The sequence below is a fragment of the Allobosea sp. NPDC003192 genome (genome assembly GCF_050275675.1).
Taxonomy (GTDB): domain Bacteria; phylum Pseudomonadota; class Alphaproteobacteria; order Rhizobiales; family Beijerinckiaceae; genus Allobosea.
In genome coordinates, this window is sequence record NZ_JBNNPK010000002.1 from 234,008 (window position 1) to 249,667 (window position 15,660).

A 15,660-nucleotide genomic window follows, 5' to 3' on the forward strand; every position below is an offset into this window, starting at 1 on the left:
AGTAGAGAAACATGGGCGGATTTGGTGGTTTTGGCGGCTTTGGAGGATTCGGGGGCTTCGGTGGCTTCGGTGGATTTGGCGGCTTCGGCAGCGGCGGCGGAACCGGCCTGGCGGGTCTCGGCGCTTTCACGCCAAGCCCCGCGGCCGATCCTCTGACGGCGGACGGTCTGATCCAGACGGCCCAGGGGCTGCTGCACATCGCCGATGCGGCGAGCGGCCCCGGCGAAGCAGCCGACCTGCCGGCCGGCAGCCCGAGCAACCTCCCGGCTTATGCCAATTGGGTCAGGGCTTCGCTGTACATTACCGAATTGCTGCGAGACATCGACTGGCGGATGTCCGCCGCGACTACGCCCGCCTTCGAACTGCGGCTCGGCGATGGCCCGATCCTGACGATCGAACGGCCGCCGCTCTCGCTCTTCGTCGACCAGGTCGCCCTCGTGCGCGACTATATGGATCTGCGCGGCGAGCGCGGTGCCGAGATCCTGTCGCAGGTCGGCTATCCCACCGATTATTTCGCCAGCATCCTCGGACTGACGGCGGCCCGTAACCCGCGCACGGTCGAACTCATCTCTATCGCCCAGGTGCTCGCATCCCATATCGTCATGCTGCCCAAGCACTATCTGTCCTGCCGCAGGCCGGACAAGCTCGGCGCCGTCATGCCGATGATACCGACACCGGCGCACCCGACCTTGCCGAGCGGGCACGCGACGGAAGCCTTCTCGGTCGCGACTGTGCTCGAGGGGCTGCTTCAGGCCACGGCCGCGATGGGCCACTATCGCAATCCGCGGCTCCTGACCCAGCTCGTCTTCAAGCAGGCCGAGCGCATCGCCGCCAACCGGACGGTGGCAGGGGTGCATTACCCGATCGACAGTTGGGCCGGAGCCGCCACGGGCGAAGCGGTCGGCCGTCTCATCCTGCGCAAATGCGGCGTGGCGGCCGAGCTTCAGCCGCTCCATTACCGGGCGAAGAACATCGATTTCTTCGCCTCGGAGTTCCGGCCCGACCTCTGGGACGGCGAGGTCGCGTCGGAGCGGACAGGGTTGGAACGCGGCGAGTCGCTGCCGGACGGGGAGCCCAGCCCCCTTTTCAAATGGCTCTGGGACAAGACTCTGGACGAGTTCCGGCTCGGCTGAGGGGAAGGCGATGATCCGGGAGACGTTCGAGCTCGGTGCCTATGCCCGCTGGATCTACGGCTCCGGACGCCAGCAATCCTTCGCCGGGTCCTGCGCCGCCGCGAGCCGGCTGGTGTCGTTGATGGCCCGGCGCCCACGGGCCGACATCGCGAGAATCATGGCGGCGCCCGCGCTTCTGACGCCGACGCTCTGGCAGGGCGAGCGCGACGGGGACGGCTTCGTCGACCTGCCGCTCCTGATGCGCACGGCCTCGCACCAGGGCTGCGTTACGGCCGGCCCGGCGGCGATCGCGGCCGATCTCAGGAGCGTCCTCGGCGGCTGGAGGCAGGCGGAGTTCCGGATCAATACGCCCGTTCCGGAATCGAGCCTCAATGCAGGCTTTTGCCCGACCCGTATCGAGAAGCGCCTGTGCCTCGGCGGTCGACGTCGTGCACGCCCTGCCGCCATCATGGCCGTGATCGACGATGGCATCGCCTTCGCTCACCGCGATTTGCAAGGCAGCGATGGCCGCTCCCGGCTCGCCTGCCTCTGGCTCCAGGGCGCCGATGCATCATGCGAGGAGACCGAGCATACAGTGCTGGTCGGTCGCGAATTGCTCGGGGCCGACATCCAGGCTTCGATCGACAGCGCCGCCGGCGACGAGGACCGTCTCTACGCCGCCATCGGATCAGAGCGCGGCGTCTTCTCCGGGGGCACGACGCGTCGTTTCGGGACGCATGGATCGCATGTGCTCGGTACTGCGGGAGGGCAGCCGCAGTCCCGCAAGGGCGGGGAAAGAGCGCTCGACGATCTGGCGCTGATCGCGGTGCAGTTGCCGGCGCCGACGACAATCGACACGACCGGGCTAGGCAAGGATTTCTTCGTCCTCTCCGCCTTCCACTACATCTTCGACCGGGCGGATCGACTGGCCCGGCTCCACGGTCTCGCCAGCCTGCCGCTGGTCATCAATTTCAGCTACGGCTTCAGCGGCGGTCCGCATGACGGCACCGACCTGCTCGAGCGCGCGATCAACGCCCTGGTCAAGGATCGAAACAAGCTCGCGCCGACGCATCTGGTGATGCCGGCGGGGAACGATTTCGAGTCGCGCCTGTTCGGTGAGATCTCGACGGAGATGCTGAGGGCGCGTAGCTTGAACGAGACTGCCGGGTTCGCTGTGCCATGGCGGCTTCAGCCGGCCGATCGCACGCCGAACTATCTTGAAATCTGGCTGCCCGAGGGCGCCGATTTCGGCAAGATGAACCTGGCGCTGCGCGACCCTGCCGGCCGGATCGTGCTCGATCAACGGCCCGGCTCTCTCAGGGCGAGCCGGCACGTCGACCTTGCGATCGGCACCTCGGCGCCGTTCGGCCAGGTCAGCTTCGAGATCTGCCCGAGTAGGACGGGCACGGCGCGCCGGCGGATCGTGATTGCGCTCGCGCCCACCGCGAAGGACCACCCGGCCCACGCGGCTGCGGCTTCAGGCCTGTGGCGGCTCGAGCTCACGAAACTGACCGGGATCCTGGCATGTGGCCCGATCGCCTGCCGCATCCAGCGGGACATCAACCCCTTCGGCTATGCGGTCGGGGCTCGGCAGAGCTATTTCGACGACCCGGCTCATGGCGGCGATCCGCGCCGTCCGAGCCGGACCGGCCCCGGTGCCTTCGTGCAGCGCTACGGAACGATCAACGGCCTTGCGACACACGATGAGGTCACGGTGGTCGGCGGTTATGTCGGTGAGACCCTGAGACCGGCCTTCTACAGCTCGGCCGCGGAGGTCGCGATGCCGGAGATGGCCCTCGCCGGCGTCCATTGCGTCGCCCGCAGCGAGACCAATCCGGCGGTGCTCGGTGTGATCGGAGCAGGCACGCGCTCCGGCAGCGTCTTTCGCCTGAGCGGGACGAGCACTGCCGCTCCGCAGGTCGCGCGCGCCATGGCGTCGGCCTATCTCGACGGCGGCGGTGCCCCGAAAGACGGGAGCCTCCCAGGCCTGCTGAACAGCCATTGGCGGCCATTCGTCGGCGGATCGATCCCGGACTACGACGATGATCAGGCGCGTGCGCGTCTCGGAGCCGGCTATCTCGTCTGACAAGCCGACGAGGGCGCGCAATGCTGCGCATCCCACATTCCTCATCCCGCAGCGATGCGGCCGCTCCGAAAGGGGCGGCCGCCACGCGCGACACGCCGACCAGGCGACGCGCGTGATGGCGCATGCCCGGCCGCGGCGCCCTCAGACCTCGCGCATCCCGCGCCAGACGACATCGAGCAACGGCTGCAGCAGATAGGCCCACATGGTGCGGTTGCTGGTCACGACCAGGACTTCGGCCGGCATGCCGGCGACGAGCTGGACCTTGGGCAGCTTTTCGAGCTCGCTGCGATCGACCTCGACGCGGGCCAGGAAGTAGGGCAGCCCCGTCCGCTCGTCGGTCAGCCGGTCGGCTGAGACGGTCCTGACGGTTCCGGCGATGACGGGCAGGCTGCGGGCGCTGAAGGCGGGGAACTTGACCTGCGCCTTCAGGCCGACATGCACGACATCGACATCGGTCGGGGCGATGCGGGCGTCGATCAGGAGGACCTCATTGGTCGGCACGATGTCGAGGATGACCTCGCCGGTCCGGATGACGCCGCCGACCGTCTTGGCGCGCAGGTTGACGACGCTGCCGTCGAGCGGAGCAGTGACGACCGTCCGCTTCAGCACGTCGCGGCTGGCGACGAGCCTCTCGCGCAGAGTGCTGATCTCGACCCGGACCTCGGTCAGCCTGGTGGCGATCTCGTCGGAGCGCTCGGCATCGAGGGAGACGATCTGCAGCTTCGTTTCGCCGATCTGCTCCTTTATCCGCGCGATCGTACCCAGGGCCTCGCCGTTCCGGCCCTTGATCTCTGCGAGTGCCCGCTCGAGCCGGCGGACTTCGGGCTTGGCGATCGTGCCCTTGGTGAACAGTACTTGCTTGCCCTGGAGCTCGTCCTTGAGCAGTTCGCCTTGCAGATGCGTGCTTTCGACCAGCGACCGCTGGACGCGGATCTGCTCGTTCTGCTGCTCGATGCGTTGATTGAGGACCATGCGGCGTGCGGCGTGGGCCTCCCGGCGGGTCCGGAAGAGCTGCCGCTGGCCGTCGAGCACCGCCTTCAGGACGGGATCGCCCTGATCATCCGCGATCTCCGGAGCGAAGGTGATGGACGAGGCTCCCGCCTGTTCGGTCAGGAGGCGCGACTGTGTCGCGAGCGCGGAACGGTATTGTCCGAGGAGTCCCTCGTAGACGGCGCGCGATTGCAAGCTCGCGAGCTCGACCACGGGCTGTCCCGCGACGACCTGGTCGCCCTCGCGGACATGGATCGTCTCGACGATCCCGCCCTCCAGATGCTGCACGGTGCGCTTGCTGCCGTCGGGGCTGATGATGCCGGGCGCCACGGCGCCGCCAGCGAGCGGCACCAGCGCTCCCCAGGTCCCGAGCCCGACCAGGAAGACGGCGATCACCAGGAATGCAAGCCGCATCGGGCCGCGCAGGCTGCGCCTCAGCACCGCCGGATCGACTGTGGGCACCGGCTCGGCCAGAATCGTGAGTGCTCTTGTTCGCGACATGTCAGACCCTCCCTGGAGCATTTTCGGGCGAAGCGGTCGCGCGAAGACAACCGACGAACCAAATCCGCTAGTGCATGACGGCTTCGGTCGCGGCGAGGACCCGCTGGCCGCTTTCGGGGCTGTCGGCGGGCAGGACGGACGGCGCAGCCTCCGGCTGATCGGCCTCCTCCAGGGTCGCATCCCGGCCGCGCGCCGCTTCCGCCGACCGCACCTGCATGGCCTTGAGGACCTCTTCGCGTGGACCGAACAGCACGATCCGGCCCTCCCGGAGGACGAGGACTTTGTCGGCTTCCGCGAGAGTCGACGGACGATGGCCGACGATCACCAGGGCAACGCCGCGCTCCTTCAGATCCTTGACGGCGGCGGCGAGAGCCGCTTCACCGGCCTGATCGAGGTTGGCATTCGGCTCGTCGAGGACCACGAGCACGGGATCGCCATAGACCGCGCGGGCAAGGCCGAGGCGCTGGCGCTGGCCGCCCGAGAGGCGCGCTCCACCTTCGCCGATCTGCGTCTCGTAGCCGTTCGAAAGCTGCTGGACGACGACATGGGCGCGCGACAGCGCCGCAGCGGCCAGGACTCCATCCTCGTCCGGCGATGGCTCCATGCGGGCGATGTTCTCGCTCACCGTGCCGGCGAACAGCTCGACATCCTGCGGCAGGTAGCCGACATGGCTGCCGAGCTGGCCGCGATCCCAGTGCTGGAGGTCCGATCCGTCGATGCGCACGGTGCCGGCGCTCGGCGCCTGGATGCCGACCAGAAGACGGCAAAGGCTGCTCTTTCCGGAGGCGGAGGGGCCGATGACCGCAACGGCCTCGCCCGGCTTGAACGAGACGCTGATATTGCGCAGGACGGGCTCGCGCACGCCCGGGATGGCCAGCGTGACGTCGACGAGGCTGATCATGCCTTCCGGCCTCGGCAGCCGGATGCGCTCCGGTTCGGGACCGACAGAGCGCGCCCGGGCCTGAAGGCGCTGATAGGCGAACCAGGCGTTCCGGAAGGCGCGCCAGGCGCCAGTGCCCTGCTCGACGGGCGCGAGCGCGCGGCCGAGCAGGATTGAGGCGGCGATCATCGTCCCGCCGGTCAGGCCGCCCTTGACCACGAGCCAAGCGCCCAGCGCCAGGACGCCGATCTGCACCGCGAAGCGAACGAACTTGATCAGACCGAGCAGGATGCCGCTCCGCTCGCCGACCTGGCCGAGTGCATTCAGGACCTCGTCGTTCTGCTCGCGCCAGCGCTGCCCGAGCGAGCCCATCATGCCCATGCTGCGCACGACCTCGGCGTTGCGAATGACGGCCTCGGCGAAGCTGTTCGAACCGATCTGGGCGATGCTTGCCGCCTGCGTCGCCTTGCGGGTCAGGACATCATTCGCGATCGCCAGGAGCACGAGGGCCACGGCCGAGCCGACCGCGAGAACGCCGAGCGCCGGATGGAGGAGCCAGATCAGCAGGCAGAAGACTGGCACCCAGGGCATATCGAGGAATGCCGGCAGTCCCTGGGAGGTGATGAAACTCTGGACCTGCGCAATGTCGCGCAATGGCTGCGCACCGGCCATGTCGCCATGGACCCGGGCCCGCACGCCGCCGGCGAGATAGATCGGTCCCAGCGTCGCGGCCACCCAGGTCGATATCCGCACGCTCAGCATCGTGCGCAGGGCATCGATGGCGCCAAGCAGGAGCAAGGCCGCGAGCGCGACACCTGTCAGCATGATCAGCGTCTCGACATGCCCCGACGTCAGGACGCGATCGTAGACCTGCATCGTGTAGAGTGGCGTCGCCAGCATCAGCAGGTTGATCGCGATGCTGAGGACCGCGAGGCCGCCGAGGGCGAAGCGGCACGAGCCGAGCGTGCGATCGAGTTCTGTCTCCCGCCAGAGGGAGGTTCTCACCAGCGACTTGCCCTTCATCGGACGCTCCCTGATCTGGAGCCGCTCGGCCATTGGACGAGGCCAGCTCATCATGGGGACCCGCGAGTGTTGTCGGTTCGCGGGACGGCTTGCCGCGTTCACGCGAGCATGGTCGGATCGACGACGATCGCGCCGCTGGCGAAGATCGTGTCCGCGGAGGTTTGCGCCGCGTCGGCATCGCTGGTTCCGAGAAGGACGTAGGTCGTCTGCGCGGAGCCGTTCAGCGCGAGGGCATAGTCCGTGCCGGTCCCGAGCCCGATCGTCGAGAGATCGACCAGGGTGATGCTCGCGGCGTTGTCGCCGAGGCTCGAGAGCCGGATCGTCTCACCGGCCTGGTAGCCGGCGATGTAGTCGATGCCGGTCGCGTTGCGATACTCGTCGGTCCCGTCGCCGCCGATCAGCAGGTCGATGAAGCCGTCGCCACCGTCGAGGATGTCGTTGCCGGCCTCGCCGAAGAGACGGTCATTGCCGATTCCGCCGTGCAGGGTGTCGTTGCCACCGCCGCCGCGGAGCTGGTCGTTGCCGGCCAGCCCTTCGAGCACGTTGTCCGTCGCGACGACCGGGGCACCGGGAATGGCGACGTCGCCGATCAGGAGGTCGTCGAAGGCACTGCCGACGAGGTTCTCGATTCCACCCAGGCGATCTCCGGCCGCGCCCGGACCGCCTTGGCCGATGATGCCGTCGGGTCGAATGGCGAGCTGGACGGGGCCGGCTGCGTCCGAGTAATCGGCGGTGTCGATGCCTGCACCGCCGATCAGCGTGTTCGCCGCAGCGTTGCCGCCGAGCCGATCGTCGAAGATCGAGCCGTTGACGTTCTCGATGTTGAGAAGCACGTCGCCCGTCGCATGGCCGCCCGACACCGGGCCACCGAGCCGCACCGTGACGCCGGCCGTCGAGGTCGCGTAGTCGACCGTGTCGATGCCGGCGCCGCCGTCGATCCTGTCGGCACCCGCATCGCCGCGCAGCAGATTGTTCGCGTCGCTGCCCGTCAGGACGTCGTTCAGCGCCGAGCCGAACAGGTTCTCGATGCCGCGAATGCGGTCGCCCTCGGCATGGCCGCCGATGCCGATCGTCTCGCCCGTCGCGCTCAGCGCGACGGTGACGCCGACGAGCGACTCGATGTAGTCGAGCGTGTCGCCGGCCGCCCCGTTGGCCCCGCCGTCCACGATGTCGGCGCCGCCGCCGGTGCGGAAGAGGTTGTCGGCCGCGTTGCCGGTCAGCGTGTCGGCCTCCGATGAGCCGAAGGCGTTCTCGAAGCTGGTGAGCCGGTCGCCCTGCGCGTCGCCACCGGCCTGGATGAGGACACCGAGATTCACCTGCACGGCGTCGGCGGAGGTGCGGTAGTCCGCCGTATCGCTGCCGGCCCCGCCATCGAGGATGTCAGCGGCGCGACCGCCCGCGATGATGTTGGCGGCATCGTTGCCGGTGATCGTGTCGGCTCCCGCCGTCCCGATCACGTTCTCGACGAGAAGCAGGCGGTCTCCCTGCGCGTCGCCTCCCGAACTGGCGACGGCAAGCGCCGGGTTGACCACCGTCGAGAGGTTCAGGACTACGTTCACCGGCGCGGCCGAGCCGGAATAGTCGGCCGTGTCGGCGCCGGAGTTGCCGACCAGGAGGTCGGCGCCCGTGCCGCCGATCAGCGTGTCGTTGCCGGCGCCGCCATCCAGCGTGTCGTTGCCGGCGCCGCCGTCGAGGCGATTGGCGGTCGAGGTGTTCGGGCGGCCGGCAACGGCGACGTCGGCGATGATCACGTCGGCGAATGCCGTGCCGACGATGTTCTCGATATTGCCGAGCGTATCGCCTGCCGCATCGCCATTGGGCTGTCCGTTGAAGGTCGCGGCCTGCGTCAGCCCATCCGGCCGAAGCTGGATGAGGACGCCGCGGCTCGAGGTCGAGTAGTCGGCGGTATCGACGCCCGCCAGGCCGTCCAGCACGTCCGCGCCGGCACCTCCGCGCAGGATGTTGTTCTCGCCGTCGCCGACCAGAATGTCGTTGAAGCCGGAGCCGAACAGGTTCTCGACCTCGCGCAGGATGTCGCCCTGGCCGTCGCCGCCGACACCAGCGATGTCGCTCGACAGGCGGACGAAGACGCCCGCCAGCGAGGCGGAATAATCGGCCGTGTCGATCCCCATGCCGCCGAGGATCGTGTCGGCCCCTGCATCTCCGAAGAAGAGGTCGTCGTCCATGCCGCCGTCGAGGACGTCGTCGCCAGTGCCGCCGCGCAGCCTGTCGCGGCCGAAGGAGCCGAGAAGGGTGTCGTCGCCGCTGCCGCCGTCGAGGATGTCGTCGCCCATGCCGGCCGAGAGCCGGTCATTGCCGCCGCCGCCGAACAGGCTGTCATTGCCGAGGCCACCGGAGAGGACATCGTCGCCGCCGCGGCCGAAGATGAGGTCGTCGCCCATGCCGCCGTCGAGATAGTCGGCGCCGCCGACCTCGTCGTTCAAGCTCGCCGGATCGAGGATGCCGTCCTGGTCGGCGTCGTCCGCGTCGCCGTCGAGAATGTCGTTGCCGTCGCCACCGTCGAGGCGATCATTGCCGGAGCCGCCGGCGAGCCGGTCATTGGCCCGGCCGCCCGACAGGATGTCGTTGCCGCTGCCGCCGTACAGGAAGTCGGGATCGAGGTCGCGTACGCGGATGCCGACGGAGATCGAATCGTCGCCGTCGAGGCCGTAGATCGCATGCGAGCCGGCCTGCGAAAGGCTGAAATTATCGCGGCCGTTCGTCAAAATCCGCTTGATCGGGGGCATCGCTCGCGCTCCTCGTCGGTTCGAGCACGGTCCGGTCCGACTGACGCAGAGCGGCTCTCGGTTGGTTGATTGAGCAGGTCGGCGAGGAAGGCCGGGCTCGGCCCTTCCGGTATCCCTGTCGTCATGGGAGGGCTCGAGGCGGGCGCCCCGAGAACCAGGTCCCGACGGAGGACGTCGGGACCTGGCTTGCTGCCGGAGGAGCTCATGCCCCTCCAGCAGCGGCTAGATCTCAGCAGTCGACCTGGGAGATCGAGTAGGCGTTCGAGTTGGCGCCACCGTTGCCGGCGAACGTCTCGGTCGCGGCGAAGGTGTAGACGTTCTCGCCCAACGCCTCGGCGTCGGCCGCCGCCTCGGCGACGTAGCCGTCGAGATGCAGGTCGATGTCGGTGTTGTGCGACACGTCGCTGTAGATGTCGGTGTTGCCGTAGAAATCCCAGGCGATCGCAAGAGTCTGGTCCATGATGTCTCTCCTAGATTTTGCGGTTACTGGAGTAATCACCAGCAAGAAAATCATACAAAGATAATATCTGAAGTTAAAGAAGTAAGAAGGTGTATATAACTTAGGGTGTAGGAGCTATTATACTTTTATTGTTCGATCAATGCCCGCCGCGGTGTCAGGCGATGGCGCCGGTGACGTAGGCGGCAACCATCGACATGCCGTCGTCGGCGAAGCTGTCGACGAAGCTGCCGGCATAAGCCGCATCGCCCCAGGCGTCGGCCGTGGCCGAAACCTCGGCCACATGATCCTCGAGCTGAAAGCCCGCGTGCCGGCCGCCCTCGGGGCGCATCCCGCGGCCTTCGCCGCAGCCACCGCGCTCGCGAGAGAACTCCATGGGGCCCTGCGCGAAGTCGAAGCCTTCGATGTCGATGGCGATGACCTCGAGACGCGTCTCCGAGCCTGCCCAGGAGCCGTTGCGGCCGGAGCGGCCGCCGTCGCTCTCGACGACATAGGTGAAGACGAAGTCCGCACCCGAGATGTCCGCGTAAGCGTCGGTGTCGGCGATCACTGTGTCATCCCGATCTCCCGTGCTCAGCGCGCTGAAAGCAGCCTCGCCGCGGGCGATCCGGACATCGCCGAGGTCGCGGATATCCGCATCGACCTTGCCTCTGGTTCTCGACCCGTCTCCGACGGCGAGCGCCTCGCCGCCGATGTCCAGCGTCAGGCCACCATCGCTGCCGTCATCGGCGACGACCTCAGCGTTTCGCCGGGTCATGGCGCGTTCGAATTGCCGGAACGCGCTCATGAAACCGCGCAGCTGATCGAAATCAGCCAACTGACTTCTGAGGGAATCGAACATATCCTCCAGAGGAGAAGGTGCATTCTTTGTCCGCATGACATACCTCCACTATCGCTGAGTAATTCTAGCACTTGCTCCTAGTCTTCTCAGCGACGAATAAAGCGATCATCCGGTTAGCGTCGTATCCACTTTTGACTTAGGCTCGCGTACGACTTGAGTCGTCAGGATTCGACGCGTAACAGCGCCGGCCTCCGGGCCGATGCGAGCTTCGCGGCGACATCCGCCTGCGCAGCCGAGGACAGCAGCGCCGCCTCGGTGCGGTTGCTCACGCCGAGCTTTCGCATGATCTGGCGGACATGGACCTTGACGGTCGATTCCTGCATCCCGAGCTCCCGGGCGATGACCTTGTTCGGCTTGCCGAGTCGAAGCAGGCGCATGACGTCGTCCTGGCGCGATGTCAGCTCCCCGGCCTCGCGGGCACCTGACGGCGCGCGAAGGGAAAGGCCGGTCCGGTCCTGAACGTTCAGCAGGGCCGTCGGCGGAAAGAAGTCACCGCCCGCCAGGATGAAGGTGAGCGTCTGCAAAGCGAGGCCAGGGTCCATCGAGCAAGGGATGAACCCGCGAATGCCGAGGGTGAGGACCGCCAGCACGTCCTCTGCGTCGTGGGACTCAGCGATGACGACGATCGCAGCTTCCGGCGCAAGGCAGCGCGCCCAGTCGATCCAGCCATGGAACTCGTCGCATCCGCCGATGGTGCCGACATTGACGAGGACGAGGCGGCAGGTCTCGATCGACTCCGGCCGGGTATCGTCAGGTTCCAGCCCCAGCACCTCCAGCCCGGCGCTCTGCGCCCAGGGGCCGAGGAAGCTCGTCAAGCTCTGCCGCCGCAGCCCAAGCTTGTCCGCGACGACGAGCGTTTCTCTCGGAGACGTCGGTATCGATTGGCCAGCCATGTTGCCCTCCATCCACGGTGAGCCGAGGGGCGCTCCATTCGTCCGGGGCCGCGCTGCCGCACGCTATGTGGAACACGGCACGGAATGAACTTGAGGACCCAGTCAGCGACATTCTGGTGCCACAGCTTGGACGGAAAGCGGTGTGAGAAGGACGTGAATTGGACCGGTCGCGACTGGTCTGGGCAGCCCGCTACAGCTGTGAGCAAACGCTGCAATGATCGCGATGGCGCGCCAGCTACCGTCGATCTTCGGCAGCGTGGCCTTGAAGTTGCCGCTGGACCGCGATCTCTGAAGCGCTAATCTCGCGGCTGGCACCGAGCAGCCTGCGCCTGCGTTGCCGCTGGACCGCGATCTCTGAAGCGCTAATCTGCTATACTTCTCCTGCATGAACGGGCGGTGGTTGCCGCTGGACCGCGATCTCTGAAGCGCTAATCTGCCTGATAGACGCGATCAGCGATGCCGGCCGTTGCCGCTGGACCGCGATCTCTGAAGCGCTAATCTAGCCTGCCTTGCGGATCAACTCGCCCACGGGTTGCCGCTGGACCGCGATCTCTGAAGCGCTAATCTCTTGACGATCTTGTGGGCGACATCGTGGGTGTTGCCGCTGGACCGCGATCTCTGAAGCGCTAATCTCTCTCCATCGAGCGCACACCCTCGATAACAGTTGCCGCTGGACCGCGATCTCTGAAGCGCTAATCTTTCGCCCGACAAATCCAGCACTACGCCATCGTTGCCGCTGGACCGCGATCTCTGAAGCGCTAATCTGGTGCTGATCCTGCTGGCTGCAGCGACGCAGTTGCCGCTGGACCGCGATCTCTGAAGCGCTAATCTTCCAATCGGAGATGGGCGCGGGTCCCTACAGTTGCCGCTGGACCGCGATCTCTGAAGCGCTAATCTGGCCGGACTGAGGGGCAAACGCCGACACCCGTTGCCGCTGGACCGCGATCTCTGAAGCGCTAATCTCCCGCTCTCAATCTCTTGAACGCGCCGGTTGGTTGCCGCTGGACCGCGATCTCTGAAGCGCTAATCTGCGGCGCGATCGGCGTCGGATCGAGGATCTGTTGCCGCTGGACCGCGATCTCTGAAGCGCTAATCTGGCGAGCGGATTCGCACCCGACGCAGGAGAGTTGCCGCTGGACCGCGATCTCTGAAGCGCTAATCTCGAACTGATCCGCTATGTGCGTGAGGTGCGGTTGCCGCTGGACCGCGATCTCTGAAGCGCTAATCTAGCCCTCCCGCCCCCGCGTATCCCCCCTTAGTTGCCGCTGGACCGCGATCTCTGAAGCGCTAATCTCCCCCGCACCCGCGCGTCGAGCCGGTCGGTGTTGCCGCTGGACCGCGATCTCTGAAGCGCTAATCTGCCGGGACGCCACTGCGCGTCGGGGCCACCAGTTGCCGCTGGACCGCGATCTCTGAAGCGCTAATCTCGACCCGCTCGTCACCGCGGGCCACCAGCTGTTGCCGCTGGACCGCGATCTCTGAAGCGCTAATCTCTGCGCGATGCGCGTCAGCGTCACGGCATCGTTGCCGCTGGACCGCGATCTCTGAAGCGCTAATCTAGCCCCATCGCGCGAAAGTAGCGTGGTATGGTTGCCGCTGGACCGCGATCTCTGAAGCGCTAATCTGCAACGAGCGGCGGCATGTAGAATTCCAACGTTGCCGCTGGACCGCGATCTCTGAAGCGCTAATCTTCGGTGGTAGCGAGGAATGGCGCGCCGACCGTTGCCGCTGGACCGCGATCTCTGAAGCGCTAATCTCAAATGGGAATCGCCTTGGGCGATAATTTGGTTGCCGCTGGACCGCGATCTCTGAAGCGCTAATCTCCCCGGTACCGAGGATGAACACCCAGCACAGTTGCCGCTGGACCGCGATCTCTGAAGCGCTAATCTTCGACGAGTATGCAGTCCCACAGGATCGTTGTTGCCGCTGGACCGCGATCTCTGAAGCGCTAATCTCCTTGCGAATGTCGTTAAGCGCCGAACCAAGTTGCCGCTGGACCGCGATCTCTGAAGCGCTAATCTACGCTGATCCTCGGCGACGATGTGGACTTGGTTGCCGCTGGACCGCGATCTCTGAAGCGCTAATCTCTCACCGACAAGGGCTGGGCGCTGATCGGCGTTGCCGCTGGACCGCGATCTCTGAAGCGCTAATCTGGCATTGCACACTGCAACATGCGGCGTTCGGTTGCCGCTGGACCGCGATCTCTGAAGCGCTAATCTGAAGTCGGTCGAGACGAGCATAGTCCAGCAGTTGCCGCTGGACCGCGATCTCTGAAGCGCTAATCTGTTCATCGTCGCCGCGACGATCTTCATCGGGTTGCCGCTGGACCGCGATCTCTGAAGCGCTAATCTGACCGGCAACTACATCATCGGCAATCCACAGTTGCCGCTGGACCGCGATCTCTGAAGCGCTAATCTATTTCACATTTATTGGATTTGCTTCTTTAGGTTGCCGCTGGACCGCGATCTCTGAAGCGCTAATCTCGAGCTTTCGCGCGCGACCTTCGTCTGGACGTTGCCGCTGGACCGCGATCTCTGAAGCGCTAATCTACCAAGCTCTATCGCCGCCATGTCGCCGAAGTTGCCGCTGGACCGCGATCTCTGAAGCGCTAATCTGGCGCATCATCAGATGTGGTGCGCGATCGAGTTGCCGCTGGACCGCGATCTCTGAAGCGCTAATCTTGGCGTCGAAATGCAGCGCGGAATCGCCAAGTTGCCGCTGGACCGCGATCTCTGAAGCGCTAATCTGCCTCAGCCCGGATCTCCTTGAAAATAAAGGAGATCCGGGCGCTCGCGGCGAGATCGAAATCCCCGCTCGGCTCAAAACAGCGCGAGCTGATCCGGATTTTTCCGCTGGCGTCTGCGCCGCTGGCCCGAGAAGCGTACGATGTTCTCATACTGCCGGTCCGTGAATGTCAGGATGTGGACGTCGCCGCGATCGGGGAGGTTGGCCTCGATCCGGCGCATATAGGCCTCGAACTGCTCCTTGCCGTTGCAGAAGCGAGCATAGACCGAAAACTGGCTTTTCTCGAAGCCCTCGTCGAGCAGGTATTGGCGGAACTTCGTCGCCGCGCGATTCTCCGCCTTGCTGGTCACCGGCAGGTCGAACATCACGAAGATCCACATGAGCCTGTAGCCGCTGAGCTGGGTGAGCGTCATGATGGGTGGTCCGCCGCCGATCCGGCGGGAGCCTTCGACTCTGCCAGCTCGGGGACCAGGCTGTCCAACCCTGCGATCTCGATCGGCGTCGGCGGCAGCGGCGTCGCAAGCGCCGCGGCATCGTTCGCCTCGAAGGCGCGGGCCAGCGACTGCGCCAGGCGCTGTGCCGCGACCGTCACCGTCGTGGTGCCGTCTGCACCTGGAAGGTCGACGGCGATCAAGCCGGCGAAGGCCCGTTTCGCGGCCGGCTCGACGGTATCGAATCCCTTCGCGGCCAGGCGCAGCGCCAGCGCGTCGACAAGCGGCCGGAAGGGCTCGACAAGGTCGTCGGCCAGGGCGAAGGCGTTGCCGCGATTGGCGTGGTGGATGCCGATCGTGGGATGCAGGCCTGCGGCAACCACCGAACGCGCCACTAGCGAGCGCAGGATGGTGTAACCGTAGTTCAGCGGGCCGTTGATGTCGGCAGCGTCGCGATCGCGCCGGAAATCCGAGCCCATCAGCAGCGGCCAATAGCGTCGCGCCGCCTGGGCTTCGATATTGTCGGGATCGCCCGAGCGGACCTTGCGGATCAGCATGTCGAGCGCCGCGCGCTCCTTGCCATGCGCCTCGAGCACAGCAGCCTGCCAGCGCAGCTTGGCGACGACGATGCGGCTCCAGAGCTGCTTGGCCAGCGGGCGGCCGGCGTCCCATTGCGCTCGCATGCGCGCATTCTGGCCGTGATGGCCGTCGAGCGGCAGGAAGACGCCGACCGGCTGATGGTTCGGGCCGCACAGCACCAGGGGAGCGCCACGCTCGGCCAGCGCCACGGCGAGATTGGTGCTCCAGGTCACGCCATGAGCGTGGACGATCACCGCCGCGACATCGTCGAGCGGGACGCGGCCGATCTCGCGCCTGCCCTCGCTGACGACGAGGAAGCCGCGCTGGGCGGAAAGGTGTCGGCCGTCGCTGGCGATGTCGACGACCCGCTCCATG

The 15,660-nt window shown here is 66.3% G+C and carries 10 protein-coding genes and 1 CRISPR repeat array; of the genes, 2 read left to right on the top strand and 8 right to left on the bottom strand.

All coding sequences use genetic code 11. The features are described from left to right. The first annotated feature begins 11 nt into the window (after positions 1-11). Together ACQKLX_RS03855 and ACQKLX_RS03860 are read left to right on the top strand one after the other, a co-directional pair. Entirely contained in the window at positions 12-1,133 is a 1,122-nt protein-coding gene (locus tag ACQKLX_RS03855) for a phosphatase PAP2 family protein (RefSeq protein WP_427359654.1), read from the top strand. A gap of 10 nt (positions 1,134-1,143) precedes the next feature. Further along, a complete protein-coding gene (locus tag ACQKLX_RS03860) occupies positions 1,144-3,198 on the top strand; it encodes a S8/S53 family peptidase (protein WP_427359656.1) in 2,055 nt (684 codons plus the stop codon). Positions 3,199-3,339: 141 nt separating this feature from the next. Here ACQKLX_RS03860 and ACQKLX_RS03865 read toward each other — a convergent pair whose 3' ends face one another. The 8 genes from ACQKLX_RS03865 to cas1 all read right to left on the bottom strand — a co-directional run bounded on the left by ACQKLX_RS03865 (position 3,340) and on the right by cas1 (position 15,659). Beyond that, positions 3,340-4,689 (bottom strand): HlyD family type I secretion periplasmic adaptor subunit, encoded by a 1,350-nt coding sequence (locus ACQKLX_RS03865; protein WP_427359658.1) that lies wholly within the window; start codon positions 4,687-4,689, stop codon positions 3,340-3,342. A gap of 67 nt (positions 4,690-4,756) precedes the next feature. Further along, entirely contained in the window at positions 4,757-6,643 is a 1,887-nt protein-coding gene (locus ACQKLX_RS03870; RefSeq protein ID WP_427359659.1) for a type I secretion system permease/ATPase, read from the bottom strand. 47 nt (positions 6,644-6,690) lie between these two features. Further along, positions 6,691-9,339, bottom strand: a complete 2,649-nt coding sequence (locus ACQKLX_RS03875; protein ID WP_427359661.1) for a hypothetical protein — start codon at positions 9,337-9,339, stop codon at positions 6,691-6,693. A 229-nt stretch (positions 9,340-9,568) separates the two neighbouring features. After that, positions 9,569-9,799 (bottom strand): hypothetical protein, encoded by a 231-nt coding sequence (locus ACQKLX_RS03880; RefSeq protein ID WP_427359662.1) that lies wholly within the window; start codon positions 9,797-9,799, stop codon positions 9,569-9,571. 154 nt (positions 9,800-9,953) lie between these two features. Then, complete coding sequence (locus ACQKLX_RS03885; RefSeq protein WP_427359664.1) at positions 9,954-10,673, bottom strand: hypothetical protein; 720 nt, start codon at positions 10,671-10,673, stop codon at positions 9,954-9,956. Between the two features lie 125 nt (positions 10,674-10,798). Further along, the gene (locus tag ACQKLX_RS03890) at positions 10,799-11,452 is read right to left on the bottom strand and encodes a LuxR C-terminal-related transcriptional regulator (RefSeq protein WP_427359665.1); all 654 of its coding nucleotides are present in this window, start codon (positions 11,450-11,452) and stop codon (positions 10,799-10,801) included. Positions 11,453-11,797: 345 nt separating this feature from the next. Further along, positions 11,798-14,277: a CRISPR direct-repeat array (repeat unit 36 nt; unit sequence GTTGCCGCTGGACCGCGATCTCTGAAGCGCTAATCT). A 72-nt stretch (positions 14,278-14,349) separates the two neighbouring features. Then, positions 14,350-14,688, bottom strand: coding sequence for a CRISPR-associated endonuclease Cas2 (gene cas2 / locus ACQKLX_RS03895; protein WP_427359667.1), 339 nt, complete (start codon positions 14,686-14,688; stop codon positions 14,350-14,352). Continuing rightward, entirely contained in the window at positions 14,685-15,659 is a 975-nt protein-coding gene (gene cas1 / locus ACQKLX_RS03900; protein ID WP_427359669.1) for a type II CRISPR-associated endonuclease Cas1, read from the bottom strand. The genes cas2 and cas1 overlap by 4 nt, the downstream gene beginning before the upstream one ends. Between the last annotated feature and the right edge of the window lies 1 nt (position 15,660).

Excerpts from the sequence above, each read along its gene's own strand:
- ACQKLX_RS03855 (WP_427359654.1), top strand. The coding sequence starts at position 12 with ATGGGCGGATTTGGTGGTTTTGGCGGCTTTGGAGGATTCGGGGGCTTC.
- ACQKLX_RS03860 (WP_427359656.1), top strand. The coding sequence starts at position 1,144 with ATGATCCGGGAGACGTTCGAGCTCGGTGCCTATGCCCGCTGGATCTAC.
- ACQKLX_RS03865 (WP_427359658.1), bottom strand. The coding sequence starts at position 4,689 with ATGTCGCGAACAAGAGCACTCACGATTCTGGCCGAGCCGGTGCCCACA.
- ACQKLX_RS03870 (WP_427359659.1), bottom strand. The coding sequence starts at position 6,643 with ATGAGCTGGCCTCGTCCAATGGCCGAGCGGCTCCAGATCAGGGAGCGT.
- ACQKLX_RS03875 (WP_427359661.1), bottom strand. The coding sequence starts at position 9,339 with ATGCCCCCGATCAAGCGGATTTTGACGAACGGCCGCGATAATTTCAGC.
- ACQKLX_RS03880 (WP_427359662.1), bottom strand. The coding sequence starts at position 9,799 with ATGGACCAGACTCTTGCGATCGCCTGGGATTTCTACGGCAACACCGAC.
- ACQKLX_RS03885 (WP_427359664.1), bottom strand. The coding sequence starts at position 10,673 with ATGCGGACAAAGAATGCACCTTCTCCTCTGGAGGATATGTTCGATTCC.
- cas2 (WP_427359667.1), bottom strand. The coding sequence starts at position 14,688 with ATGACGCTCACCCAGCTCAGCGGCTACAGGCTCATGTGGATCTTCGTG.
- cas1 (WP_427359669.1), bottom strand. The coding sequence starts at position 15,659 with ATGGAGCGGGTCGTCGACATCGCCAGCGACGGCCGACACCTTTCCGCC.